Below are 23,850 nucleotides of genomic sequence, written 5' to 3'. Positions count from 1 at the left end.
ATCTGGTGAGGACATCCGGACAGGTCCACGGCGTGTCGATCCCTCACCGGGGGGTGGGCCATCGCGTAGTGATCAACGAGTTACCTACCACAGTGACTCACAGAAAGCAGCTACGCGATGACCCACGATCATCCTGCCCTGCCCTGCTCGCTCAGCTCGACGCACTCACCGGCGCCGACAGCGCCAGCGTGTTCGCCGAACTGATCCGCACCGGCCTGCAGGCCTGCAGGCGCTGATCGAAGCCGAGGCCACCGACAAACTCGGTGCCGGCCGGTATGAGCGCACCGCCACCCGCACCACGCAGGCGTTGAGTTTGGCCAGGGTTCGTTTTGCCGAGATTCGCAGTACGAACTACCAGCCAGAGATAGGCGGCCGCACCGACGCGCACCACAGGCATCGGATCGGACCAGCTGCCGAACCACATTCGTCGGGCGTACCCGCACCTGCACGCGGGTACTCGCCCGGCCATGGCCACCGATCGCACCCACGCAGATCCGTCGCTGCGACTGTCCGTCGGCCGGGAGCAGGTCGTGATCGACAACCGGTACGAGACAGCCTCGATCGTCAACGACGTCCTGATCGCGGTGTTCTTCACCGTCGGCAGCGTGTTGTTCTTCTTCGACTCCACCCAGACCGCCGGCACCTGGCTGTTCTTGCTCGGCTCGCTCGATTTTCTCGCCCGGCCTGTGATCCGCCTGAGCCGGCGCACTCATCTGCGACGGCTGGGACATCACTCCGGCGCCACCGGCGGTGACTACGACTACTGACCGTCCCGATCTGGGTCCGCGATCCGCGCACGAGCCCGCTCGTTGAGCCGTGCAGGATTGCCAGAGGTCGATCCGGGAATGCGACGGTCATGCACATCGATGTCGTTCTCGCCGTGGTCGGCGCGCTCGGCGTGGTCGTGGCAGCGATTTCCTCGACGATGCGACGCCTGCCGTTGTCCGAACCCCTACTCGGTCTGCTTGCCGGGGTACTGCTCGGTCCCCAACTGCTCGATGCGTTGCCGATTGCACCGGTGACGGTCGAGCACGGTCTGTTCCATGAACTCGCCCGGATCCTGCTGGCCGTGTCCGTCATGGCGGTTGCGTTGCGTTATCCCATCGCCGCGGTGCGTCGCCACCGCCGCGCACTGGCCGTGTTGCTGTTGATCGTCATGCCCGCGATGGCGGCGATCTCGGCCGGACTCGGATGGGCGATGGCCGGTTTACCGTTGGCCGCGGCGCTGCTGTTCGGCACCGCGATCTGTCCCACCGATCCGGTGCTGGCCTCGAATGTGGTCACCGGCGATCTTGCAGAACGTGACCTTCCTGCCCGGGACCGACAGCTGCTCTCGCTCGAATCCGCCGCGAACGACGGCCTGGCGCTGCCACTGGTGGTCGCCGCGATCGCGGTCGCCGGCCCACTCAGCGCCGGTGCGGCGGTCACCGAATCACTGTGGCAGGTCCTCGGCGCCCTGGTCGCCGGCGCACTCCTCGGCGCCGTCGGCGGTGCAGCACTGCGACTGGGTGACAAGCACGGCGCCACCGCACACGGCCCGGCCCTGTTATTCACCGTTGTGCTTGCCCTGGGCATCCTCGGCGTGGCCGGTCTGCTGCACGTCGACGGGGTGCTCGCCGTATTCGTCGGCGGCCTGGCCTTCAACGCCGTCGGCACCGGCGCCGAACGGACTTCCGAAGTCGAGATCGACGAGGCCGTCAACAGGTTCGCAGTCCTGCCGTTGTTCTTCCTGCTCGGCGCCGCCCTGCCGTGGCAACAGTGGGCCGAGCTGGGCTGGAAGGCACCCGCCCTGGTGGTCGCTGTCCTGCTTCTGCGGCGGATCCCGGTCGTACTGTTGTTGCGACGGCCACTGCACCTACCGCTGCGCGACGCGGTGTATCTCGGCTGGTTCGGGCCGGTGGGGGTATCCGCATTGTTCTATCTGACGATGGAAGCCGAACGCCTCGGCGTCGACGACGCCGTGCTCGGCGCCGGCACGCTCGTGCTGACCGCAAGCACGGTCGCGTTCGGTCTCACCGGCGCGGCGGGACGCAAACTCTACATCCGGGCCGGAGCAGGACAAGGCGATCGCGTGCAACCGGCCCCTGATAGGGACCGGAGGTAGACGGCAATGACGTGGTTACTCAGTGCGCTCGGCGCAGGGGGAACCCCCCGGCACTCATCGCAGGGGCGTTGCGGGACATCTATGCAACGTTGTGGCATCCCCAGGGGCTGGGCACGCTGAGCCGCTGGGTGTGCCGAATCATCTGGTCGATCGCCGGGAGGATCTGCCGGCACGGTCGGACGCTCGGCTCCGCGGCCGTTGAGGATGACCTACTGTCAAGCGCGCGCGATTCCCGGATTTCGTATCCTCACTGGCGTGGGCATCCAGGACAACTGCGCCGGTGGTGACGTACCGTCGACCAAGTGTGTGCACCCTGCTGTGTCCTTTCCACCGGGAGGCAGACACGATGACTGATCCTGCCGATCCCATTGTCGTTCTGCTTGTCGAAGACGATCCCGAAGACGAGTTGAGGACCCGGGACGCTTTTGCCGACCACAAGATCACCAATGCGGTGCACGTGGTGCGCACTGGCGAGCAAGCCTTGCGGTTCCTGCACCGCCACGGGGCCTGTACAGAGATGCGCTCCGCCCGGATCTGGTCCTGCTCGATTTGAATCTCCCCAGCCGCGATGGCCGTGAGGTGCTGGCTGACCTCCTCCGCAGCCGAAGAAGACTTGCTACGCAGTTACCGGCTGCACGCCAACGCCTGCATCACCAAACCCGTCGACTTCGATCAGTTCGCCGACGTGATCCGCAAGATCGACAACTCTTTCTTGCATGTGGTGCGGCTACCCGGCCACCCTCCCACACCCAGCACGCTCTGAGTCCGAGCGGCCGGCGCAGAGTTGAGATCACCGCAACGCTCGCCTTCCGGCTCGTCGAACGTGGCGGCGGACGGGACGAGGCGAACCAGGCCGCTGCCTGGGCTGAGGTCACCGCGATCGCCGCTACGCGCACACCCTTTCTGCCCGCGGCCTCGAGGAGCGTGACCGGTAGCCCTGTCGTGAGAGGGACGGATCATTCCGGGCACGAATTGACCCGGACCGCACCGAGTGATTGCAATCGCATAACCATCAACCCACATCCTCCCTCCTGCCTTGGCACGCCTCCACCGCGTTACTAGGGTGGACCGTAGAAACGAAAGCGTAAGATCCACCGCCGATTTCACGATGCACCATAGATCGCAACAGTTGCTTCGCCGCAACGAACAGCGTATCGGAGGGCGCACCCGCCGGGTAACGCCGATCGGATCGAGCACCCAGTCCCGCACACAGCACACATCGGGTTGGGACGGCGGACCGAGCACCGTGCGCGATGCCGCCGCTTTCGTGGACAGGAGCACACGATGCGAACCAGAAGCCGTCTATCCGGCCTGCTCAGCCTCCTGATACTGATCTGGTTGATCATCGGCGCCGTCGCCGCAGGACAACGCGGATACTACGGTGACGCCTCGACCAACTGCGCCAGCGTCGGCACCATCGCCGTAACCATCGTGGCCGGACCCCTGAACTACATGGGAATCAACCCGACCGTGGACTGCGAGTATCCGCAACCCACCAGCTGAGCAGGATCATGAACTCGCACTTCTTTCTCCCCCGGACCGTGGCCACCGAATGGATCAAGCTGCACCTGGACCGCATGTACGCGCCGACCTCAGCAGACCGGCCCGAGCGCGACACCACGGTCGGCGACACACGGCCGAACACCTCCACCGAACCGCACTGAACTGGCCTCGGACAGCGCGTGGCGCCCATGTCGAGCACCCCTCGAGATCTCGACCCCTCACACTGCCTCGCAGCAGTGATGTCACATCGCCCCGTGCGGCCCATGTAAAGCATGCTGAGGAACATCGATGAATCCCTACTATCCCCTCGCTGTCGCCATCTACCTCCTCGTGGCCGTGTGGCAGGGCACCCTCGGCACATTCTGACCACCCACGGGATCGCCCTGGTGCCTGCTTCGGACCGATGAAGAGAGAAACCGATCATGCGTACCCACAACTCACACCCCGCCCGGCGTTCCGGTGACGCCGACCCAACCCCCACCGGGTCCGCAGACCACACCGCACCCGCAGCTGGAGCGGTCGAACCGACCCGCACCGGCCGGATGCTGGTGGCACTGACAGTAGGAGCTGTGGTCACCATCGCGCTGCTGGTGTTCATCCTGCAGAACACCGAACGCACCGCCATTGCCTTCTTCGGCTGGAATTTCACCCTCCCGCTGGGCGTGGCGCTACTGTTCGCAGCTCTGGCGGGACTGCTGATCGCCGCGGTGATCGGCGGCGCCCGGATCTGGCAGCTGCGCCACGCCTACCGCAAAGCGCAGTGATCCGGCGAACGTCCGAACCGACGCCCGGTCGATCACGACGAAAGGAGACCCTGTGGAACCCCCTGCACGACATCGCCTACACACCCACCGCATCTCGGCCGCGCGTCGCCGCGCCTGGTCGCTCCTCGTTCTCGCGTTGACGGCGCCCCTGCTCGTCGCATGTGGGGCAGGGCAGATCACCCAAACCGATACCCAGCAGGCCGCCATCAACGGCACCAACGCCGAACTCGGCGACCTGCTGCTGCGCAATGTGTACTTCGAGGCCGAACCCACCGATCCAGCCGTCCCCCGATACGGACAGGTCACACTCTCCTTCACCGTCATCAACCAGTCCTCCACCCCCGACCGGCTCGTCTCGATCGACTCCCCCGCCGGAGAGTTGACACTCGATGCCTCCGATCAGGTACGCGAACTTCTGCCCGGCAGTTCCCTGGCCGCCGGAGAACCCATCGAACAACTCCGACCGACCACGGCACCGGATCGACCTCTGACGGTGCGCGGCCGATTCCCCGCCGAAGCGATCCGCCCCGGCCTGACCCACCCGGTGACCTTCACCTTCGAACGAGCCGGCACGGTCACCTTCGAGGTGCCCTTCGACGCCTGGACCCCGAACGAACCGCTGCCCACCGAGCGGCCGCTCCCGCCCCAGCCGGCGAGCCCTTGATATCTCGACGTCTCTGCACGACAGGAATTCTCAACCATTCTCACACCGATGCGGTCCTGCCCTTCGCGGTGTACGCCCTCGATGACCCGGTCCGTGTGGTCATCGACGTCGCCCCCTGATTCAGGAACGCACCCAGGAATCCCGGCACAGCGACAACTGCCTCGACCCACCGGCACGACCCACCCCGGCATCGGCCGAGCGGAGTTCTCAGCCCGAGCACCGACCATCGGGTTCGTAGGCGAACATGAACATGCACATCCGGGCCACGCCCGTTGTCGGCGGGCGGCCCAGGAAGCCCGCACCCGGGCCGTAGTCGACGGGGACGCCGCGCCGAAGTCCGCACGGTTTGTGACAGTCACCGCGAAGGGCCGGCGGCTGGACACTGCCTCGCTCGAACGCGCCAGGATGCTCGTCGGCCTGAAAGGTTACGTCACCAACCTTCCTGTCTCCCTGATGGATCCGAGCGAGATCATCGGCAAGTATCACGAGTTGTGGCATGTCGAACAGTCGTTCCGGATGTCGAAGACGGATCTGCGGGCCCGGCCGATCTTCCACCGCACCCGCGATGCGATCGAGGCGCACCTGACGGTGGTGTTCGCGGCATTGGCGGTCTCCCGGGTGGTGCAGGAACGCAGCGGTCTCGCGATCGTCAAGGTCGTCAAACTGCTGCGTCCGCTGCGGTCGGCGACCATCGCGATCAACGGCACCCGACACATCTTCCCACCGCAGGTCGACGCCGACCTACAAGGACTGCTCGAACGGATTTCGGGGTCCTCACTCACGCACTAACGAAAGGAGCCAACTCGGGCGGCGGAGGACGGTCGAATGGTTTGCCGCTGTGGGACATCGCCGATACCGGTGCGGCGGTGGAACTGCCGTCTCTGAGCCCATCCGTCGAGGATCGGTTCAGCGGTGCCGCGGCACTGTCGAAGACCGGATCACTCGCTGCAGCAGGAACATCCGGCGGGTCCGTGCACCTGTGGATCTGGCGGACCCTGCAGCGCCGCAGTTCGCCGGGACAACCGAGGGCGTCGTCACGGTGTCGTCGGAGTGGTCGAGTTCGCTCCCGACCGACCCGTCGTGGCGGTAACGGCGACGGGGGACGCGAAAGTCGCGATCGTCGGCGCCTCCGATCTCGCTGCTCCGCGTGTCGTCGGCACCTTCGAAGCCGACAACTATCCGTACATGCTGTCGTGGCATCCCACTGCCGACATCGTGGCTGTAGCGAGTGCCGGCGGTCTCGTCGGACTGTGGGATCTTTCCGATCCCACCGACCCGACTCGGATCTCCGAGTCGTCCGGATTCGAGAGTCAGGCGCAGACGGTCGCGTTCGGTGGCGACGGAACGATCCTGGCCGCGGCGAGCGCCGACCGCAGTGTGCGCCTGTGGGATGTCGCGGACCCTGCCGTCCCACGCGAACTGGCGCGGATCACCGGGCGGGCGGACGCGGTGTACTCGCTGCACGTCTCCCCCGGCGGGGATCGTCTCACGGCCGGCGTCGGCGACGGGTCGGCGTGGATCTGGGACGTCACCCGACCGGACTCCCACACCACCCACGCGGTGCTCACCGCCTGCGGAAGCCGGGTCTACGACGCCACCTTCGCGCACGACGGAGCGGTGCTCGTCGGAGGTGGTCCCGACCGTTCCGTACGGCTGTGGCAGCTCGATCCCGAGCCCGTCGCGGCGACACTGTGTTCCACCGTCGGCACTCCGGTGACCGAGGACGAATGGGAACGGCACCTGCCCCGGGTGTTCCCTTCCGGCCGCCGTGCGGCGACACGGCGTGAATCGGAATGGCCGGAAGATGTTCCGACCGAGACAGACTCATCCGATTGCAGGATACGCACAGGCCTCGCGGTGTGGGAACGTCCTGGTGGGGGATTCAACGCATCGATCATCGGAGGAAGCATGTCTCGTATTCGCAGGTCGGGTCTGCGCGCGGTTCTGACGGCGGTCACGGTGGCGGCGGTCGCATTCGGTGCGCCCGTTACCGCTTCGGCCGCTCCCACCGGCAGCGCCGGCAGCAACGATCTGCCCGGCAGCGTGTCCGAACTGCCCGGCAGCGTGGTGGATCTGGGTGGACGGGCGATCGATCTGGGCAGTGCGATCCTGGGCAACGGATCATCGCTGCCGACGACCCAGCAGTGCAACCAGTCGCGGCAGTCGGGAGGGGAAGGTGTCACCGGCACCTACCACGAGTTGGGTCGCAGTGGTCCCACGTCGTTCCTGCTCGAATGGGAGACCTACGACGTTCCTGACCGGATCCAGGTGTTCTACGGGGGTTCCCAGATCTACGACACCGGCCGTATCGGTGACAGCATCAACGAAGGCACCGGATCGGCAGTGGTGAATGTGCCGGCAGGTAGCGCATCCTCGATTCTCGTCCGAGTGACCGGGGATCCCGGGACGGACTGGGACTACCTGGTCAACTGCCCGATCCTCTGACGGTCAGATCCGTAGGGCGGTGAACGGCGCGACCGGGATGTTGCGCACGACGAACCACATCGCCGTCAGGATCAGCACGAGGTGCGGGGGCCACCGGTATCGCGTCCACCGCGGCATCGGTGTGCCCCGCGCCCTGCTCCACGTCCACAGACCGAAGGACACGGTGAGCACGGCCAGCGCGACGAGACCGAGGGCGTTGTAGTGCAATGCTGCCGGCACGTCGAGATGGACGAGCGAATACAACATCCGCGACGAACCGCAGCCGGGACACAGGATTCCGAACAGTGAGTAGGTGGGGCACGGCGGAATGACCCCGCCCGGCGTGGTCGGGTCGGCCCACGCCACCGCGGCGCACACCGCGACCGCACCCACGGCGATCGCCATGGGGGCTGCGAGCGCGCGCCTCGTCCTCATCGCACCGTGCGCTCCTCGAGCCGGGCGCGTACCCCGGGCCACTCGTCGTCGGTGAGGGAGAACAGCGCGGTGGTCCGCCAGCTGCCGTCGCGGCGCCTGCGGTGCTTGCGGAGCAGGCCCTCCTCGGTGGCGCCGAGCCGGCGCAGGGCGTCGCGCGAACGGGTGTTGCGTTCGTCGGCGTGCCAGGTCACGCGCACGGCCCCGAGGTCGTCGAAGGCGCGCTGCAGCAGAAGCAGTTTCGACTCGCTGTTCACGTGGGTCCGCTGCACCCGGGTCGACAGCCAGGTGTAGCCGATCACCAGTGTGCGGTGGGCCGGTTCGAGGAGGTAGTAGGACGTCGACCCCAGCACCTCGCCGGTCGCCCTGTCGACGATTGCGTAGGGCAGCCGGGACGGATCGGCCACGGCCTCGCGCACGAACGTGCGCGCGTCGTCGAGGTCGCGGATCACAAGGTGTGCCCAGGCGAAGATCGTGTCGGGATCGTCGGCGGCCTTCAGCAGACCTTCGACGTGCGCGTCGGCGAGGGACTCGAGTCGGATACGAGGGCCCTCGAGGACGGGATGTTCCATCCAGTTGTCGTTCATTGCGCTCTCCCGGTCGTCGTCGGACGGCGAGCGTAGCCCGTCCGTTCCGTCTGCTGCCACGGAGTTCTGGGCGGGACGCGCAGGAAGACGAAGAACAGCACGACCAGCAGGACCGCGCGTCCCCACACTCCGATGTGGACGAGCGTGAGCGGCAGGGCCATGTCCGTTTCGCCGGCGGTCGCGGCGAACCACCGGAAGATGCCGATGCCGATGGCGAGATCGGCGAGCAGATAGGCGGCGACGAGACCCCATGGCACGCGCAGCAGAATCAACATCGGCAGCAGCCACAGCGTGTACTGCGGTGAGTGCACTTTGTGGAAGAGCATGAACCCGCACAGCATCGCGGCCCCGGTACCGAGCCACGGATAGACGCCGTCGCGGAAATATCGGCGCCATCCGAGCCACAGGGCGAACGCGAACGACAGCGCGATCAGCGTCGGCGACAACTGGGCCACCAACTCGTTGTACTGGGGGGTGTTCTCGTATTCCTGGTAGCCGCCCATCAGCGGCCGCAGACCCCAGTACCAGATGGAGTTGCTGGTCCCGTCCGCTTCCCGGTTCTGCTGGAAGGCGAACGACGCCCGCCAGCCCTCGTAGCCGAGGATCGCGAAGGGCAGGTTGATCGCGGCGACCGTCGCTGCCGCCGTGCCCGCGACGGCGAGGGCGCCGGGGACGTCCCGCTTCCGATCGGGTGAGCTCCCGCCGGTGAGAACATAGGCCATGAGCGGCAGAACGAAGATGCCCGGATAGAGCTTGAGACAGAAGCCCACGCCCAGCAGCACTGCCGCGACCACTCCGCGAGTCCGCAGCGACCAGCGTTCGATCGTCAGCACCGCGGCGGCGGTGACGGTGACCGCCACGACCGGCAGGTCCCAGTTGAGGAAGGCGTAGAGCACGAGCGGCGGCGTGAGCGACCACAACAGCGCGGCCCATCCGGCCATCCGGGCGAGCAACCACGCGGTGACCAGCCCGAAGGGGGCGAGCAACAACGCCGACTGCAGGAGGAACTCCGCATCGGTGTGGGCACCGATGGCCCCGATCCACATGAGCACCCCGCTGAGCACGGGGTACTCGACGGTGCCCCCGGTCAGCGCTCCCGACGAGGTGATGCCCCCGTCGACGAAGGGGAAGACGTGGAGGTTGATGCCGCGGCCGATCCACAACTGCTGGATGTCGGAATAGCAGACGTCGACGTCCTTGATGTCCTCGAACCGCAGCGTGCGGCCCTCGGCGTCGAAGGTGGGGCCTGCGCACCGGGCCTTGTTCAGGTAGCCGAACCACATCATCACCGCGCACGTCAGGACGGCGACGAGCGAGACGGTCCCGGAGCTCGTGCGCATGTCCTCACCCTAGGACAAATCCCCCGCCCCCGACGGTCGGCGATTTCGCTGGTCGCCGGGCCGTCGTGTACCCTTCATGGGTTGCTGACGCAACGACCCTCCTGTCACGGAACGTCCGTGACCGTTCACAGTCCATAGGAGGTGATGAGGTCTTATGCGTCATTACGAATTGATGATCATCCTGGACCCCAGCCTGGACGAGCGCACTGTCGCTCCCTCGCTGGAGACGTTCCTCAACGTCATTCGCCAGGAAGGCGGCAAGGTCGACAAGGTCGACGTGTGGGGTAAGCGCCGTCTCGCCTACGAGATCGCCAAGAACAGCGAAGGCATCTACGCGGTGATCGACATCAGCGCGACGCCTGCTGCCGTTGCAGAGCTGGATCGCCAGCTCGGCCTGAACGAGTCGGTGCTCCGCACCAAGGTTCTGCGCCACGGCAAGTGAGCCTGTCGGCGCCGGGCCGTAGGCTCTGGCGCATCAGGACTCCCCACACTGCAGGAGGAACCACATGGCAGGCGACACCGTCATCACCGTGGTCGGCAATCTGACCGCCGACCCCGAACTGCGTTTCACCCCCGCGGGTGCTGCGGTTGCGAACTTCACCGTTGCATCCACGCCCCGCGTGTTCGACCGTCAGTCCAACGAATGGAAGGACGGCGAGGCTCTGTTCCTGCGCTGCAACATCTGGCGTGAGGCAGCGGAGAACGTGGCCGAGAGCTTGACTCGCGGCTCGCGTGTGATCGTGCAGGGCCGGCTCAAGCAGCGCAGCTACGAGACGCGTGAAGGCGAGAAGCGCACTGTCGTGGAGCTCGAGGTCGACGAGATCGGCCCCTCGCTCCGTTACGCCACGGCCAAGGTCACCAAGGCCGGTCGCGGTGGCGGTGGCGGAGGCTTCGGTGGTTCCTCCGGTGGATCGGGCGGTGGCCGTCCCGCTCAGAACACGAACGTCGGCGGAGACGACCCGTGGGGCGACGCCCCGCAGTCGGGTTCCTTCGGTGGTTCCGGGGACGACGAGCCTCCGTTCTGATCCGACCTCGATCGGAACATCCAAAATTACGGAGAACGACCATGCCTAAGTCGCCCGCGCGCGAGAAGGTTTTGAAGAAGAAGGTCTGCACCTTCTGCAAGGAAAAGAACGTGCAGATCGATTACAAGGACACGACGCTGCTGCGCAAGTACGTCAGCGATCGCGGCAAGATCCGCGCTCGCCGCGTCACCGGCAACTGCGTGCAGCACCAGCGCGACGTCGCTGTTGCTGTCAAGAACTCTCGTGAGGTGGCTCTGCTCCCTTACGTCTCGACGACTCGCTGAGGAAAGGGAGGGACACGATGAAGCTCATCCTTACTGCTGACGTGGACAACCTCGGTGCGCCTGGCGACACCGTTGAGGTCAAGGACGGCTACGGCCGCAACTACCTGCTGCCCCGCGGCCTGGCGATCGTCGCCACCCGTGGTGCCCAGAAGCAGGTCGAGGGCATCCGCCGTGCCCAGGAGGCTCGCGCCGTGCGCGGCCTCGAGCACGCTCAGGAGCTCAAGGCCGCCATCGAGGGCCTCGAGGACGTTTCGCTGAGCGTCAAGACCTCGAGCGACTCGGGCAAGCTGTTCGGCTCGGTCACCGCTGCCGATGTCGCCGGTGCTCTCAAGGCTGCCGGTGGCCCGGTTGTCGACAAGCGCATCATCGAGCTGCCCAAGGCCCACATCAAGGCGACCGGCAAGCATCAGATCGTCGTGAAGCTGCACCCGGATGTCACCGCGAAGTTCACGCTGAACGTCGTGGCTGCCTGATTCCGGCCCCTCGAGGAGCCCCGCGCCTGGTCGGCGTGGGGCTCCTCGCCGTCTGTGCACAGCCTGTGGATAAACCGGGGGGTAAACCACACCGTTGTGACTCCTCGGAATGTCGTTCGGGGAACGAATGGGTGAACACGCCCGGCCCTCCGACACGCCGAAATTCTTCTTCTCCACACGTGTGAACAGACATTTTTCTGCTCCTACCTGCAGTTATGAGAGATGTGAGATGTGTTGTCCCCAGGTTGTGCACATCCGGTACACAAGGCTGTCCTCCTCTTTCCACAATTCATCCCCAACTGTGTGCACAACCCGAGTTGTGGAGGGTCATCCGGATCCCTAACGTCGGGCGCACGACTCCACACACAGGACGTCGGTAGGGGCGAGTAGAACCGGACACGAAACCCCGGGTACCGACACCGGGAGTGCGTGCAGGTATCCGCCGGAGCACAGCGCGCCGGACGGGGACATGTGGAGGAAGGCAGGCACTGCAGTGGCCGTCGTTGACGATCGTGGAAATCCCGAATATTCGGGACCTCCCGAGGAACCGAGTGGAGACTTCGGTCGACAGCCCCCTCAGGATCTCGTGGCCGAGCAGTCCGTGCTCGGTGGCATGCTGCTGAGCAAGGACGCCATCGCCGACGTCCTCGAAGTGCTGAGACCCGGCGACTTCTACCGTCCGGCCCACCAAGCCGTGTACGACGCGATCCTCGATCTCTACAGCCGTGGCGAACCCGCCGACCCGGTCACCGTGTCGGCCGAGCTCGACCGGCGCGGCGAACTCAAGCGTCTCGGCGGAGCCGCCTATCTCGTCACGCTCACCCAGACCGTCCCCACCGCGGCCAATGCCGGCTACTACGCCGAGATCGTCGCCGAGAAGGCCGTCCTGCGTCGTCTCGTCGAGGCGGGCACGCGCATCGTCCAGTACGGCTACGCCGGCGCCGACGGCCAGGACGTCGCCGAGATCGTCGACCGCGCGCAGGCGGAGGTCTTCGAGGTCGCCGAACGACGCACCACCGAAGACTTCGTGCCGCTCGAAGAACTCCTGCAGCCCACGATGGACGAGATCGACTCCATCGCCAGCCGTGGCGGTATCTCCCTCGGCGTGCCCACCGGCTTCGCCGAACTCGACGAGCTCACCAACGGGCTGCACGCCGGCCAGATGATCATCGTCGCCGCGCGTCCCGGTGTGGGTAAGGCCCTCGCGCTCGACACTCCCCTGCCCACCCCCACCGGCTGGACCACGATGGGCGAGGTCGGTGTGGGCGACGAACTCCTCGGCGCCGACGGCCGCCCCACCCGCGTCCTCGCCGCCACCGAGGTCATGCACGGCCGGCCGTGCTTCGACGTCGTGTTCTCCGACGGCACCGTGATCGTCGCCGACGAGCAGCACCAGTGGCGCACCGGCGACGGCGCGATCCGCACCACGGGCGAACTCGCCGCCACCGCCGACACCGGGCACACCGTCGCGAACACCGAGGCACTGTCGTTCCCGGCAACCGAGCTGCCCGTCTCCCCCTTCACGCTCGGTGCGTGGCTCGGCGGCCCGTCGTCCGATCCCGAACTGCACATGCGTATCGACGGCGAAGGTGGTTTCACGAGCGCCCTCGTCGCGCTCGGCGCCCACATCCCCGCCGAATACCAGCGGGCATCCGAACCGCAGCGTCGCGAACTCCTCGCGGGTCTGCTCGACGCCGGTGGAGAGATCGACGACGACGGCACCATCCGGTTCGTCGGCTCGTCCGAGCGTCTGGTGCAGGGCGTCGCCGAACTCCTGTCGGGCCTCGGTTACGCGCCGGTGCTCGACGGCACCGATATCTCCTTCGCCACCGCCGACGACGTCTTCGTCCTGCCCAGCAAGGCCGTGCGGCACAAGGAATGCCGCGCCACCGTGCCGCGCGAGCGCCGCATCGTCGCCGTCCGCCCGGTTTCCTCGGTCCCGGTGCGGTGCGTCGAGGTCGACGGCGACCACATGTACCTCGCGGGTCGCGCGATGGTGCCCACACACAACTCCACGCTGAGCATGGACTTCATGCGGTCGTGCTCTATCAAGCACGGCATGGCGTCGGTCATCTTCTCGCTCGAGATGGGCAAGACCGAGATCGTCATGCGCCTGCTGTCCGCGGAGGCGAAGATCAAGCTCGGCGACATGCGATCCGGACGCATGACCGACGACGACTGGACGCGTCTCGCCCGCCGCATGAGCGAGATCAGCGAAGCGCCGTTGTTCATCGACGACTCACCGAACCTCACGATGATGGAGATCCGCGCAAAAGCGCGGCGGCTCAAGCAGAAACACGACATCCGTCTCATCGTCATCGACTACCTGCAGCTCATGTCGTCCGGCAAGAAGGTCGAGTCGCGTCAGCAGGAGGTCTCCGAGTTCTCGCGTAGCCTCAAGCTTCTCGCGAAGGAACTCGAGGTTCCGGTCGTCGCGGTGTGTCAGCTCAACCGTGGTCCCGAGCAGCGCACCGACAAGCGGCCGCAGGTCTCCGACCTCCGTGAGTCGGGCTGCCTGCCGGCGTCCACACGCATCATGCGCGCCGACACCGGTGCCGAAGTCACGCTCGGCGAGTTGCTCGAGTCGGGCGAACAGCCCCTCGTGTGGTCGCTCGATGAACGCATGCGGATGGTCGTCCGGCCGATGGTGAAGGTCTTCCCCAGCGGCCGTAAGGAAGTCTTCCGGTTGGAGCTGGCCTCGGGACGTCGTGTCGAAGCCACCGCGAACCATCCCTTTCTCACCATCGACGGCTGGATGCCGTTGGGCGAGTTGGTCGCCGGTGAGCGTGTCGCAGTGCCGCGTGCGGTGCCCGCACCCCTCGACGTGATACCCGCATCCGACGACGAGGTGGCCGCTCTCGCGGACACTGCCGTGGCCGGCCGACTGATCCCCACCCGCGCGTTCTCACTCCCCAAGGAGCAGGTCGCCGAGCTCGTCTGCCACATCTGGGAAGACAGCGGTGAGGTCGCATGGGACGCAGGCGCTGCCCGCGCCGTCGTCCGCTACCGGTCGGTGGAGCGTCGTCTGGCCGACGACCTCGCGCGCCTGCTCCTGCGCATCGGTGTGTTCGCGCGGATCACCGATACCGGCGAGGGCTGGGACCTCACGGTCACCGGGGCGGAGAACCAGGCGGTCTTCCTCCACGACGTGGGCAAGCACGGAACCGCGGCGCAGTGGGTCCTGGCGCAGCTCGGACCGAAGCTCGTCAAGCACAGTCCCGACACCGTCACCCCCGAGATCGAAGCCGAGCTCGGCGAATTGCTCGCCGTCGAACAGCTCGCTCCGATCGGACCGGTCGCGTCCGCCACCCCGCGCACCGCCGAGGGTGCACGCTCGCGGCTCGCCCGGGTCGCCGATGTCCTCGACACGGCCGACATCGACATGGTCGCCACCAACAATGTGTTCTGGGACGAGATCGTCTCCGTCACGAGTCTCGGCGAGCAGGACGTCTACGACGGAACGGTGCCCGGCACACACAATTTCGTCGCCGACGGCATCGCGGTGCACAACAGCCTCGAGCAGGACGCCGACATGGTCATCCTGTTGCACCGCCCCGACGCCTTCGAGCGCGACGACCCGCGTGGTGGCGAGGCCGACCTCATCGTCGGCAAGCACCGTAACGGCCCGACCGCGACCATCACCGTTGCCCACCAGCTGCACCTGTCGCGGTTCGTGGACATGGCGCGAGGTTGATACGAGTCGTCGCCCCGCCCGGCGGCGTAGCAACCGGTCGTGCCCATCTCCTCGTCGGCGAACAGGCCCGCCTCGGTCGATCGGGCGAAGTGTGCACCTGCGATCTCGCCGCCGGTGTGGATCTGGCTGAATCCACGGTGAGTCATCACCTCGGACAACTGCGCAAGGCGGGCATGGTCGAATCCGAGCGACGCGGGATGAACGTCTATCACCGTGCCCGCGCCGAGTCCCTCGAGGCGCTCAGGGTCGTCCTGGATCCGAACTGCTGCCGCTGACGGTCGCACACATATCCTCGAGGTGGAGAAGCGGTGAGGAAGGTAGTGATGACGTTCATCAAGATGTGCGGACTGCAGGACGAGGCGACGGTCGATCTCGCCGTCGAACTGGGCGTCGACGCGGTCGGTTTCGTTCTCGTGAAGAGCCCTCGTCGCATCTCCCCCGAGCGGGCCGCGACGCTCCGCACCCGTGTGCCGGCGGGAACACTCGCCGTCGGCGTCTATGTGAATGCGTCCCTCGACGAGATCATCGCGACGGCCCGGGCCGCGAATCTCGATCACGTCCAGGTGCACGACCTGCGGTCGCCCGACGACGTGCGCGTGCTGCACGACGCGGGATTCACGGTGATCCGCGCGATCAACACCGGAGGAGCCGAGGCGCTGTCGGAGGACTTCGGCGCCGACCTGTTGCTCGTCGACGGCGCAGTCGCCGGTGCCGGGAAGACATGGGACTGGCAGGACCGCAGTGCCTTGCCGTCCGGCCGGTGGGTCCTTGCGGGCGGGCTGAACCCCGACAACGTCGAGAGGGCACTTTCCACGTCCGGGGCGTGGGGTGTCGACGTCTCCAGCGGCATCGAGGCCGAACGCGGCGTCAAGGATCCGGGTCTCATGCGGGCGTTCGCGCAGGCGGTCCGGAGAAACGCCCCTGAGTGACCCGTCCGGGGGGATCCGGCGGCGTCAGTGCGCGGCGTCGGCCTTCTTCCGCCGCGGGATCAGGTGCATGATCAGCACGACGATCGCACCCACGATCAGGCCCACCAGAGCGGATGTCACGGTCCCCGCGGTCCACGACAGCACGCCGCCGAATCCGCCGTGCACGAGCTCGCCGAACCAGTGCTCGAGGTCGTGCAGACGATCGGCAGGCCAATGGAATCCGGCCTCGCCGACATTGACGAGCAGGATGTGCCCACCGACCCACAGCATGGCGGCGATCCCGACCACGGTGAGAACGGTCATCAGCTTCGGCATCGCCTTCACGAGACCGCGACCGACGCGCTGAGCGAAAGTGGACTTCCGTTTCGCGAGCGCCAGGCCGACGTCGTCCATCTTCACGATCAGGGCGACCACGCCGTACACCAGGACGGTGATGAGGACGGCGACGACGATGAGGACGAGCAGGCGAGTCAGGAAGGGTTCGTCCTCGACCGAGGCCAGCGAGATCACCATGATCTCGGCGGACAGGATCAGGTCGGTGCGGATCGCGCCGCCGATCATGGCCTTCTCGAACTCGGGGCCCTTCTCCGCTGCGGTGGCCTCTTTTTCGTGGTGGCCGCCGGTGAGCGCTTCGTAGACCTTCTCGGCGCCCTCGTAGCAGAGGAACAGACCGCCGGCGATGAGTAGATACGGCAGGGCCTGCGGGAGGAACTGACTCAGGATCATCGCGACCGGCAGGATGATCAGAAGCTTGTTGCGGATCGACCCGATCGCGATCTTGCGGATGATCGGCAATTCGCGATCGGGGGTGAACCCGTGTACGTAGCGGGGGGTGACGGCCGTGTCGTCGACGACCACGCCCGCTGCCTTGACGCTCGCCCTGCCGGCTGCGGCGCCGATGTCGTCTATGGATGCCGCGGCTGCCTTCGCAAGTACCGCGACGTCGTCCAGAAGAGCGACGAGACCACCAGCCACGGGAACCTCCCACAGTTCGGCTGCACCGAGCCGATCGACCGACACGCGATTACGAGTCGTCTCAGAACGCTACCGGACCTGCGATGACGTGCAACGCGGTGTCCGGAGCAGGTCGGGGACGACGTGCGTCCACACCGAGCGCCCTACATGGGCGCCCAGCGTGACAGACCTGTGGGTACCCGGTGGATGCGGTTACCGAACTCGATCATGCCGGTGGCGTCAGTTCGGCGATCAATGCCTCGACCTTCGCCCGGATCTCGTCACGGATCGGACGCACGGCGTCGAGCCCTCGTCCGGCCGCAGCAGGGTTCACCTCCTCGGCGGGTGCGGACCCGGCGGAACGGACTGTGATGCGATCCCCTGCGAGGCGACTCAGAAACCCGGCGGCCATCTGGGACCGTCCGGCATTGTGCACGCACACGAACAACACGGACGGAACGGCGGTCACGACGCACCTCCGGCACGGGCGACGAAACGTGTGCGCAGGGCCAGAGCGACGTACACGAGTGCGACGAGGACCGGCACTTCGATGAGGGGGCCGACGACTCCCGCCAGTGCCTGCCCGGACGCGACCCCGAACGTGCCGATCGCGACGGCGATGGCGAGTTCGAAGTTGTTGCCCGCGGCGGTGAAGGCGAGTGTGGTGGTGCGTTCGTAGCCGAGTCCTACTGCAGCGCCGAAGAGATACCCGCTCCCCCACATGATCGCGAAGTACGCCAGCAGGGGCAGGGCGATGCGTACGACGTCGAGTGGTCGCGAGGTGATCTGTTCACCCTGCAGCGCGAACAGGACCACGATGGTGAACAGCAGTCCGTACAGCGCCCACGGTCCGATGCGTGGCAGGAAGGTCTGCTCGTACCAGCTGCGGCCCTTCGCCTTCTCTCCGAATCGACGAGTGAGGAAACCGGCGACGAGCGGGATCCCGAGGAAGATCAGCACGGATTTCGCGATCTCCCACGGGGAGACGTCGAGACCGGTCTGCTCGAGGCCGAGCCATCCGGGCAGCACCGACAGGTAGAACCAGCCGAGAGCGGCGAACATGATCACCTGGAAGACCGAGTTGATCGCGACCAGCACGGCTGCGGCTTCCCGGTCGCCGCACGCGAGGTCGTTCCAGATGATCACCATTGCGATGCAGCGCGCGAGGCCGACGATGATCAGACCGGTGCGGTATTCGGGCAGATCCGGCAACATCAGCCACGCGAGCGCGAACATCAGTGCAGGACCGACGATCCAGTTGAGGATCAGCGACGAGATCAACAGGGTGCGGTCGCCGGTGACCGTGTCGAGACGGTCGTAGCGCACCTTCGCCAGTACCGGGTACATCATGATCAGCAGACCGAGGGCGATCGGCAGCGAGATCCCGTCGACCTCGATGAAACCCAGGGCTTCTCCGAGTCCAGGAATCATGCGGCCGAGCAGCAGGCCGACGACGATGGCGGTGCCGATCCACACGGGAAGGAAGCGGTCGAGTGTCGACATCCTGCCCATCACGGGAGTGTCCACCGCAGTTCGCTCACTCATGCAGGTACCTCGGTCGACTCGATCCCGAGCACATCGGAGAGTTGCCGTAGCGCGACCGGAACCACCCAGTAGTACACCCAGGTGCCACGACGCTCGCACTCGAGCAGGCCTGCCTCGCGCAGAACTCTGAGGTGGTGCGAGATCGTCGGTTGGGACAGATCGAACGATCCCGAGATGTCGCACACGCACGCCTCACCGCCGGCATGGCTCGCGACGAGCGACAGCATCCGCAGACGCACCGGATCGCCGAGGGCCTTGAACATCCGGGCGAGGTCGGCGGCGCGATCGTCCGTCAGGGGTTGGCGCACGAGCGGAGAACAGCAGGCGTCGTCACCCGCGAGATCTTGATTCGACACACGTCTATATTGACGGATGTCGAATCTACGGACGGATCCGGATGGTAAAACTGCCCGGATCGGACACGGAACAATGGCGGCATGGCCAACTCGCCGTCCGGTGACTCGATGCTCGACCGCGTCGTCCGCATCCTCGAGTCGTTCGACGACACCCAACCCCGCCTGACGGTCGGGAGTCTCGCCCGCAGGTCCGGCATCCCGCAGGCCACGACCTACCGGCTCGTCGGCGAGCTGGTGCAACACGGTCTGCTCACCCGGGACGACGACGGCCGGGTACGGCTCGGTCTGCGCCTGTGGGAACTCGTCGCGCGCAGTGCACCCGCGCGCGATCTGCGGGAGGCGGCGCTGCCCTTCCTACAGGACGTGCAGTCGGTGGTGCACCAGCACACCCAGCTCGCGGTCCTGCAGGACGACGAGGTCCTCGTCCTCGAACGGCTGTCGGCGTCCGATTCGGTGGTCAACCAGGCCTCGGTCGCCCGTCGGCTCCCCGTCCACGACACGTCGCTGGGCATGTCGATGCTCGCGTTCTCACCTGCGGAGGTGCAGGAAACCTATAGGCGACGACATCCCGAGGTGGAGAAGCGTTTCGCTGCGACGACGAGAGATTTCCGTCGCGCGCTCGCGGAGGTCCGCCGGCGGGGTTATGCGCGCTTCGACGGTGTGCTCGACGAGGGCACCACAGGCATCGCGGTGCCCGTCCTCGCGCGGTCGGGTCATGCCCTGGCGGCGCTCGGCGTGGTGGTGCCCACCGGTGCGTCCCGGCAACAGGCCGTCGTGCCCGTCCTCATGGCCGCTGCCCGCGGCATCGCGCGCGGAGTCGGCGAGCGTCCCCCGGACTGACCCGATCGTTTTCTCATTGAACGAGAAGTCAGCGTATGCGGTGGGAGAGGCGCACGACACTCGACGGGACGCGAATCGGATACGCGCAGCAAAGGACGAACACATGAATGCAACCCGCACGGTCGTCACCACCGAAGTCGGCATCGTCGGCGGCGGCCCAGCAGGTCTCATGCTCTCCCACCTCCTCGCGAAGGCGGGGATCGACAACATCGTCGTCGAAAAACGTGATCACGAGACCATCCGGACCACCCACCGTGCGGGGATCCTCGAGCACGGCTCGGTGTCGCTGCTCACCGAGAGCGGAGTCGACACCCGTGTCCTGAACGAAGGGCACCGCCACGACGGCATCGATCTGCGCTTCGGAGGCGAGAGCCACCGCATCGATTTCCGGGACCTCGTGGGTGAGTCGGTGTGGTTGTATCCGCAGAACGAGGTCTTCGTCGATCTGGCCGCTTCGCGCGAACGCGACGGTGGCGATGTGCGCTACAGCGTCTGCGACACAGAGGTTCTCGACATCACCACCGACACACCGAAAATCCGGTTCGCCGAATCCGACGGCAGGCCGGTCGAGATCCGGTGCCGCATCCTCGTCGGAGCCGACGGATCACAGAGCATCTGCCGCAAGGCGATTCCGGGCGACGTCCGCACCGACCACTTCATCGAGTACCCCTTCGCATGGTTCGGGATCCTCACCGAAGCTCCACCGAGTGCACCCGAATTGATCTATGCGCGTTCCGATCACGGATTCGCCCTCATCAGTCAACGCAACGAGTCGGTGCAGCGGATGTACTTCCAGTGCGATCCGTCCGAGGACGCGTCGACGTGGAGCGAGGATCGGATCTGGGACGAGCTTCAGAGGCGTGTCGACGGCCCCGACGGTTTCGAACTGAAGCGCGGCCCCATCTTCGAACAGATGGTCCTGCCGTTCCGCTCGTACGTGTGCGAACCGATGCGGCACGGAAACCTCTTCCTGGCAGGCGATGCCGGCCATACCGTTCCGCCGACCGGGGCCAAGGGACTCAACCTCGCCCTGGCCGACGTCCGGGTGCTCTTCCGCGCGCTCGACTCGTTCTTCTCCACCGGCTCGTCCGACCTGCTCGACGCCTACAGCGACACGGCGCTGCAGCGCGTGTGGAAGGCGCAGAACTTCTCGTACTGGATGACCTCGATGCTTCACACCCGTGAGGACGCAACGCCATTCGAGAACAAACGGGCACTGGGCGAACTCGCCGCGGTCGTCGGCTCCCGGTACGGACAGCAGTATCTCGCGGAGGCGTACACGGGCCGGCCCGACCGCTGATCGTCAGGGCGTGCGGGCCAGGAGTTCGTCGAGCCGATCGAGAACCCGCCTGTTGAGGAGGGTGCGGTTGCCCATCTCGCAATGCCCACCCGCACCCTCGGCGTCGGTGAACGGGATGAGGGTCACCTTGTCGCCCAATCGATCGCCGAACGTTCCTGCACCGCGCGCGAGGGCATCGCTCTCGGCGGCGGTCACCACGACCGGGCACGAGATACGCTCCCCGACCTCGTCGAGCGTGTACGCGTTCATCTCCGCGAACAGTTCCCGGATGTCCGAGACTCCGTTGACCCAGAATCCACGGGCGACGATCTTCCAGCGCAGCGACGGATCCGACTGCACCGCAGCCATGATCGTATCGGCGTCCTGTGCGCTCATCGAGAGAGGATCGTCGAGGACCTCGGGGGAGAGGCCGAATGCTGCCCCGAGGGCCCGGGTGCCGGCCGCGACGCTCCACTGACCGGGATCGGCGACCACCGCGGCCAGACGATGCTCACCGGATGCTGCGCGCGGCGCGAGATACCCACCGAGACTCCATCCGCTCAGGACGATGCGTTCGGGGTCGACGATGGGGGAGGCCGTCGCATGATCGATCACCGCGCGCACGACCACTTCCCAGTCCGGACGCATCGGCATCTTCTGCTTGTAGAGCATCTCGCCCTGGCCCGGTCCGTCGAACAGGAGACAGTGGTAGCCGCGTCGCAGCGCTGCCACGGCCGATGCGAAGTACATGTCGGTGATCGTGGCGTCGTATCCGTTGGTGAAGACGATGAGCGGCCGCACGCTGTTCTCGTGGCCGGGTGCGGGAATCAGGTAGCCCGGAAGCGTGGTGTCCTCGAACGGAATCCTGGCAGCCTTGACGGGTGTGTCCCCGATCGCCAGCCCGGCATCGAAGGCCGCGACCTGCTTGTCGAAGGCGGCGATCAGACGTGGGTCGACGGGAGATCCGTACAGCGGGTGGTAGGCGGTCGCGTAGTAGGCGCTCGCCCGCAGGAACAGCTCGCGTGCCGAGTCGTCGTGCCCGGCGGTCGCGCAGGACTCCGCTTCGGCGACGAGACGGTCCCCGGTCTCGACCCACGCCCGATAGAAGTCCCCGTCGTCACCGTCGCCCACCTGCCGGGCCACTGCGGCGATCTCGCCGAAGTCGGCGCCGCCGTAGGGGATGTAGGCCAGCGGCCAGGTTCCGAACTCGTCGTGCAGATGATCGTGGAACAGCAGACCCATGTCGGTGCTCCTTCGAGCCGAGGTTCGCGAATCGGGGTTCTCCCTGCACGGTGACGGCACGATGACGTCACCGCTACCGGAATCAGCGGATTTCACCCTCGGTTTCGTCGAACAGGAGACCGAGCACCGTGTGCACGGCCGGATTGGGATCGTTCCGCCGCCATGCGGCGCGGAGATCGACGTCGGGTGTCGGCTCGTCGACCGGGACGAAGGCGACGTGTGGGTCGTCGACGTTCGCGGCGACGGACGCCGATGTGAGGTGGCGCTGCAATCGCAGAGGACCAGGCCCCGGAGCGGTGGCAGGGCCGCTGTGGTTGCTCTGTCAGACGGCTACTCTGTCAGACGGTTACGAGGGTCTCCGGTGCCTTCTTCGCCAACCGCCCGGCGAGAGCCGCACACACCAGGAGCTGCATCTGGTGGAACAGCATGAGCGGCAGCACGATCAGGCCGATGGGCTGGCCGGGGAACAGCACGATCGCCATGGGCAGACCGGTGGCGAGGGACTTCGTGGAGCCGCAGAAGAGGATCGCGACACGGTCCTGATATTCGAAACCGAGTCCGCGCGACGAGTACCAGGTGAGCGCGAGCACGATCGCGAGCAGCACCGCGCACACACCGACGAGGGCGAGCAGGCGGCCGACCGAGATCATCGACCAGATACCCTCGTTCATGCCGCGGCTGAACGCCACGTACACGACCAGCATGATCGATCCGCGGTCGACGAGTTTGAGCGGCTTGCCGTGGGCCTTCACCCAGCCGCCGATCCAGCGCCGCAGGAGCTGACCTGCGACGAACGGCACGAGCAACATCAGCACGATGTCGAGCACGGCCGACCCGCTGAAGGTGACGCCCTGGGTGGACATCGTCAGCGCGACCAGCAGTGGAGTCGCGAAGATTCCGATGAGACTCGAGGCGCTGGCCGAGACGATCGAGCCGGGGATGTTGCCGCGCGCCACCGAGACGAGCGCGATGGCGGACTGCACCGTGGACGGCAGCAGGCACAGGTACAGGACGCCGAGATAGAGCGGGTCGCTCAGGATCGACGGCACGAGCACCTTGGCGGCCAGACCGAGCAGCGGGAAGACGACGAAGGTCGTGGCGAGGATCGTCAGGTGCAGACGCCAGTGCTCGAGACCCTCGATGGTCTCCTGCGTGGACAAGCGCGCGCCGTACAGGAAGAACAGCAGCCCGATGGCGATCTTGGCGGCCCAGTTCACGCCGTCGAGTACGACCCCGTCGGCGGGCAGCAGAGCAGCGACGGCGACGGTGGCGAGGATGGCGAGCAGGAACGGGTCGAGCCGTCCGAGCACGGGGATCTTGGAGAGCACGAATCGACGGTACGGCAGCCGGATGTCATTACAGAAGACGGTCGCCACGTTTTCTGTAATCGCGATTCGTGATGAAATGGGGT

25 protein-coding genes and 4 pseudogenes are annotated in these 23,850 nt (G+C 66.4%); 19 read left to right on the top strand and 10 right to left on the bottom strand.

The genetic code is table 11. The features are described from left to right. Positions 1 to 117: 117 nt before the first annotated feature. The 10 genes and pseudogenes from K3M35_RS08820 to K3M35_RS26640 all read left to right on the top strand — a co-directional run. A pseudogene (locus K3M35_RS08820) lies at positions 118 to 301 on the top strand (IS256 family transposase); the annotation flags it as partial. 166 nt (positions 302 to 467) lie between these two features. Next, entirely contained in the window at positions 468 to 767 is a 300-nt protein-coding gene (locus tag K3M35_RS08815) for a YrhK family protein (protein WP_019290542.1), read from the top strand. Positions 768 to 856: 89 nt separating this feature from the next. Beyond that, complete coding sequence (locus tag K3M35_RS08810) at positions 857 to 2,104, top strand: cation:proton antiporter (RefSeq protein ID WP_220666306.1); 1,248 nt, start codon at positions 857 to 859, stop codon at positions 2,102 to 2,104. Between the two features lie 346 nt (positions 2,105 to 2,450). Continuing rightward, positions 2,451 to 2,867, top strand: a pseudogene (locus K3M35_RS08805) (response regulator). A 521-nt stretch (positions 2,868 to 3,388) separates the two neighbouring features. Beyond that, entirely contained in the window at positions 3,389 to 3,607 is a 219-nt protein-coding gene (locus K3M35_RS08800; RefSeq protein ID WP_006550812.1) for a hypothetical protein, read from the top strand. Positions 3,608 to 3,615: 8 nt separating this feature from the next. Then, positions 3,616 to 3,768 carry a hypothetical protein gene (locus K3M35_RS08795; RefSeq protein ID WP_019290544.1) on the top strand — a complete coding sequence of 51 codons (153 nt, stop codon included), beginning with the start codon at positions 3,616 to 3,618 and terminating at the stop codon, positions 3,766 to 3,768. Positions 3,769 to 4,029: 261 nt separating this feature from the next. Then, complete coding sequence (locus tag K3M35_RS26110) at positions 4,030 to 4,371, top strand: lipopolysaccharide assembly protein LapA domain-containing protein (protein WP_232333413.1); 342 nt, start codon at positions 4,030 to 4,032, stop codon at positions 4,369 to 4,371. 52 nt (positions 4,372 to 4,423) lie between these two features. Further along, positions 4,424 to 5,035, top strand: coding sequence for a hypothetical protein (locus K3M35_RS08785; RefSeq protein ID WP_060652516.1), 612 nt, complete (start codon positions 4,424 to 4,426; stop codon positions 5,033 to 5,035). Positions 5,036 to 5,317: 282 nt separating this feature from the next. Beyond that, a pseudogene (locus K3M35_RS08780) lies at positions 5,318 to 5,824 on the top strand (transposase); the annotation flags it as partial. Between the two features lie 261 nt (positions 5,825 to 6,085). Then, complete coding sequence (locus K3M35_RS26640; protein WP_220666305.1) at positions 6,086 to 7,480, top strand: WD40 repeat domain-containing protein; 1,395 nt, start codon at positions 6,086 to 6,088, stop codon at positions 7,478 to 7,480. 3 nt (positions 7,481 to 7,483) lie between these two features. Here the strand turns inward: K3M35_RS26640 and K3M35_RS08770 are convergent, their stop codons facing one another. The 3 genes from K3M35_RS08770 to K3M35_RS08760 are packed head-to-tail and all read right to left on the bottom strand — an operon-like array spanning position 7,484 to position 9,818. Then, positions 7,484 to 7,864 (bottom strand): DUF2752 domain-containing protein, encoded by a 381-nt coding sequence (locus K3M35_RS08770; RefSeq protein ID WP_006550806.1) that lies wholly within the window; start codon positions 7,862 to 7,864, stop codon positions 7,484 to 7,486. Between the two features lie 26 nt (positions 7,865 to 7,890). Then, on the bottom strand, positions 7,891 to 8,478 hold the full coding sequence (locus K3M35_RS08765) for a GNAT family N-acetyltransferase (protein WP_138845157.1): 588 nt from the start codon (positions 8,476 to 8,478) through the stop codon (positions 7,891 to 7,893). Then, positions 8,475 to 9,818, bottom strand: coding sequence for a glycosyltransferase 87 family protein (locus K3M35_RS08760; protein WP_220666304.1), 1,344 nt, complete (start codon positions 9,816 to 9,818; stop codon positions 8,475 to 8,477). Before K3M35_RS08760 ends, K3M35_RS08765 begins: the two co-directional genes overlap by 4 nt. A 154-nt stretch (positions 9,819 to 9,972) precedes the next feature. Here K3M35_RS08760 and rpsF point away from each other — a divergent pair, with 154 nt between their 5' ends. The 7 genes and pseudogenes from rpsF to K3M35_RS08725 all read left to right on the top strand — a co-directional run bounded on the left by rpsF (position 9,973) and on the right by K3M35_RS08725 (position 16,223). Then, complete coding sequence (gene rpsF, locus K3M35_RS08755) at positions 9,973 to 10,260, top strand: 30S ribosomal protein S6 (RefSeq protein ID WP_006550802.1); 288 nt, start codon at positions 9,973 to 9,975, stop codon at positions 10,258 to 10,260. Positions 10,261 to 10,324: 64 nt separating this feature from the next. Next, a complete protein-coding gene (locus K3M35_RS08750) occupies positions 10,325 to 10,843 on the top strand; it encodes a single-stranded DNA-binding protein (RefSeq protein WP_006550801.1) in 519 nt (172 codons plus the stop codon). Between the two features lie 41 nt (positions 10,844 to 10,884). After that, on the top strand, positions 10,885 to 11,127 hold the full coding sequence (rpsR, locus tag K3M35_RS08745) for a 30S ribosomal protein S18 (protein WP_006550800.1): 243 nt from the start codon (positions 10,885 to 10,887) through the stop codon (positions 11,125 to 11,127). A gap of 17 nt (positions 11,128 to 11,144) precedes the next feature. Further along, positions 11,145 to 11,600, top strand: a complete 456-nt coding sequence (gene rplI, locus K3M35_RS08740; RefSeq protein WP_006550799.1) for a 50S ribosomal protein L9 — start codon at positions 11,145 to 11,147, stop codon at positions 11,598 to 11,600. Positions 11,601 to 12,093: 493 nt separating this feature from the next. After that, entirely contained in the window at positions 12,094 to 15,294 is a 3,201-nt protein-coding gene (dnaB, locus tag K3M35_RS08735; protein ID WP_220666303.1) for a replicative DNA helicase, read from the top strand. A gap of 83 nt (positions 15,295 to 15,377) precedes the next feature. Next, a pseudogene (locus K3M35_RS08730) lies at positions 15,378 to 15,569 on the top strand (metalloregulator ArsR/SmtB family transcription factor); the annotation flags it as partial. A 48-nt stretch (positions 15,570 to 15,617) separates the two neighbouring features. Continuing rightward, positions 15,618 to 16,223 carry a phosphoribosylanthranilate isomerase gene (locus tag K3M35_RS08725; protein ID WP_064851455.1) on the top strand — a complete coding sequence of 202 codons (606 nt, stop codon included), beginning with the start codon at positions 15,618 to 15,620 and terminating at the stop codon, positions 16,221 to 16,223. A gap of 24 nt (positions 16,224 to 16,247) precedes the next feature. Here K3M35_RS08725 and K3M35_RS08720 read toward each other — a convergent pair whose 3' ends face one another. From K3M35_RS08720 to K3M35_RS08705, 4 genes are all read right to left on the bottom strand, one after another. Continuing rightward, on the bottom strand, positions 16,248 to 17,198 hold the full coding sequence (locus K3M35_RS08720; RefSeq protein WP_170318487.1) for a DUF808 domain-containing protein: 951 nt from the start codon (positions 17,196 to 17,198) through the stop codon (positions 16,248 to 16,250). A gap of 205 nt (positions 17,199 to 17,403) precedes the next feature. After that, positions 17,404 to 17,646, bottom strand: coding sequence for a low molecular weight phosphatase family protein (locus K3M35_RS08715; protein ID WP_220666302.1), 243 nt, complete (start codon positions 17,644 to 17,646; stop codon positions 17,404 to 17,406). Further along, positions 17,643 to 18,722, bottom strand: a complete 1,080-nt coding sequence (gene arsB / locus K3M35_RS08710; protein WP_071935969.1) for an ACR3 family arsenite efflux transporter — start codon at positions 18,720 to 18,722, stop codon at positions 17,643 to 17,645. The genes K3M35_RS08715 and arsB overlap by 4 nt, the downstream gene beginning before the upstream one ends. Next, positions 18,719 to 19,078 (bottom strand): helix-turn-helix transcriptional regulator, encoded by a 360-nt coding sequence (locus tag K3M35_RS08705; RefSeq protein WP_064256789.1) that lies wholly within the window; start codon positions 19,076 to 19,078, stop codon positions 18,719 to 18,721. The genes arsB and K3M35_RS08705 overlap by 4 nt, the downstream gene beginning before the upstream one ends. Before the next feature lie 81 nt (positions 19,079 to 19,159). Between K3M35_RS08705 and K3M35_RS08700 the strand changes: the two genes are divergently transcribed. Together K3M35_RS08700 and K3M35_RS08695 are read left to right on the top strand one after the other, a co-directional pair. Further along, positions 19,160 to 19,918 carry an IclR family transcriptional regulator gene (locus K3M35_RS08700; protein ID WP_006550790.1) on the top strand — a complete coding sequence of 253 codons (759 nt, stop codon included), beginning with the start codon at positions 19,160 to 19,162 and terminating at the stop codon, positions 19,916 to 19,918. Between the two features lie 103 nt (positions 19,919 to 20,021). Continuing rightward, complete coding sequence (locus tag K3M35_RS08695) at positions 20,022 to 21,218, top strand: 4-hydroxybenzoate 3-monooxygenase (RefSeq protein ID WP_039584387.1); 1,197 nt, start codon at positions 20,022 to 20,024, stop codon at positions 21,216 to 21,218. A gap of 3 nt (positions 21,219 to 21,221) precedes the next feature. On the opposite strand, the gene K3M35_RS08690 is transcribed toward K3M35_RS08695, so the two are convergent. The 3 genes from K3M35_RS08690 to K3M35_RS08680 form a co-directional block, all read right to left on the bottom strand. Next, positions 21,222 to 22,439, bottom strand: a complete 1,218-nt coding sequence (locus K3M35_RS08690; protein WP_220666301.1) for an alpha/beta fold hydrolase — start codon at positions 22,437 to 22,439, stop codon at positions 21,222 to 21,224. Between the two features lie 82 nt (positions 22,440 to 22,521). Further along, positions 22,522 to 22,710, bottom strand: coding sequence for a hypothetical protein (locus K3M35_RS08685; protein WP_024102454.1), 189 nt, complete (start codon positions 22,708 to 22,710; stop codon positions 22,522 to 22,524). Positions 22,711 to 22,777: 67 nt separating this feature from the next. Further along, the gene (locus K3M35_RS08680; protein WP_220666300.1) at positions 22,778 to 23,767 is read right to left on the bottom strand and encodes a bile acid:sodium symporter family protein; all 990 of its coding nucleotides are present in this window, start codon (positions 23,765 to 23,767) and stop codon (positions 22,778 to 22,780) included. Positions 23,768 to 23,850: the final 83 nt, after the last annotated feature.

This window comes from Rhodococcus sp. DMU2021 (assembly GCF_019641445.1).
In the GTDB taxonomy this organism is placed as follows: domain Bacteria; phylum Actinomycetota; class Actinomycetes; order Mycobacteriales; family Mycobacteriaceae; genus Rhodococcus; species Rhodococcus pyridinivorans.
Note: the sequence above shows the minus strand (reverse complement) of the source record. Positions and strands in the feature narration are given on the sequence as shown.